Raw genomic sequence first — 1,535 nt, forward strand, 5'->3', positions numbered from 1 at the left:
GTTCCGTGAGGAGCCCGACCAGGTCGCCGGGGCGTACGCCGTGCGCGCGCAGCCGCGCGGCGAGGGCGGCGGTGGCGGTGTCGAGGGCGGCGTAGGTGAGCGTGGTCCCGTCGTCGGCGGCGACGGCGACGGACCGGGGGGTGGCGCGGAACTGGGCGCGGAGACGGTCCACGACGCCGCCGTGACCTGTGCCGACCGCGTGGTGGGGTGGGGCGGTCGCCGGGGCGGGGGGTGCCGCGGTGGCGGCCCGTAGTTCCGTGACGTACTCGTCGGCGAGGCGTCGTACGGTCTCGGGGCGGAACAGGTGGGCCGGGTGGTTCCACGACAGGCGCAGGGCCGCGTCGGCCTCCCAGCAGAGGAGGCCGAGGCGGGTGGCGGCGGAGGCGGTGGCCGCGGCCGTGGGGGTGACGGTGACGGGCCAGTCGGGGCCGTGGACCACCGGGAACCGGGCGAAGCTGAAGCCCGCCTCGGCCGCCGTGCGCGGCGCGGGGCCCGTGGCGGGGCGCATCTGGGACAGCAGCCGGGCGAAGTCCGTGCTGCTCAGGGTCGCGTGGGCCTCGGCCTCCCGCCATGTCCGTCGCAGCCGGTCGGCGAGCGCGGTGACCGGTTCGGCGGGGTCGACGTCCACGAACACCGGCAGGGTGTCGGCCAGCGGCCCCACCAGACGGTCGATGCCGGCGACCGGCGACTCCCGCCGCGCCCGCGCCACATTGACCGCGACGGCCCGCCGTCCGCTCCACCGCGCCAGACAACGGCCGTACACCGCCAGCAGCAGGTGGAACAGCGAGACCTCGTGCCGCGCGGCCGTCTCGCGGAGGGCGGTGGTCAGTTCCTCGTCGATCTCGGTGCGGTGGTGGGTGAGGGGCGGGGTGGGGGGTGCCTCGGGGTCGCCGTCGTACGGGAGGGAGGGGAGGGAGGTCGTATGTGCCGCCAGGCGGGCGCGCCAGTGGTCGAGGTCCTCCGCGTACGACGGGGACTGGCGTTCGGCGGTCTGGGCGGCGGCGTAGTCGCTGAACTGGACTGATGGTGAAGGGAGTTGGGCGGCGTCCTCGCCGCGGGTCAATGCCGTGTAGAGCGACCAGAGTTCCTCGGCCATGAGCTTGAGGCTGAAGCCGTCGGCGGCGGCGTGGTGCACGACCAGGAGCAGGTGGGCGAGGTGGGCGTCGTCGCGGTCGTGGACGAGGACGGCTCGCACCGGGTCCTCCGTCCTCAGGTCGAACGGCCGGTTGCAGAGGTCGAGTTCGAGCTGCCGTAGATCGTGCGGCCGGGGGTCCCGGATCTCGTACCAGCGCGGTGCCGTGCCGACGGGACCCGCCGGGGCGGCGTACTGACTCGGGCGTGCGGTTCCGTCGTCGGTGATCCGCATCCGCAGCATGGGGTGGCGTGCGGAGAGGTGGGCGAGTGCGTTGCCGAGGAGGGTGCTGTCGAGGGGGCCCCTGATGCTCTGGCGTACGTAGCCGTAGGCGGTGAGGCCCTCGTGGAGGGTCTCGGCGGTGTGGAAGGCGAGTTGGAGGGGGGTGAGGGGGGTCCTGGTC

The 1,535-nt window shown here is 74.6% G+C and carries 1 protein-coding gene; it reads right to left on the reverse strand.

Annotated features, from left to right (window positions below):
- On the reverse strand, window positions 1-1,535 hold a 1,535-nt coding region (locus RM704_RS44495), incomplete at both ends, for a condensation domain-containing protein (protein ID WP_311593551.1).

Source organism: Streptomyces gottesmaniae, assembly GCF_031845845.1.
In the GTDB taxonomy this organism is placed as follows: domain Bacteria; phylum Actinomycetota; class Actinomycetes; order Streptomycetales; family Streptomycetaceae; genus Streptomyces; species Streptomyces akebiae.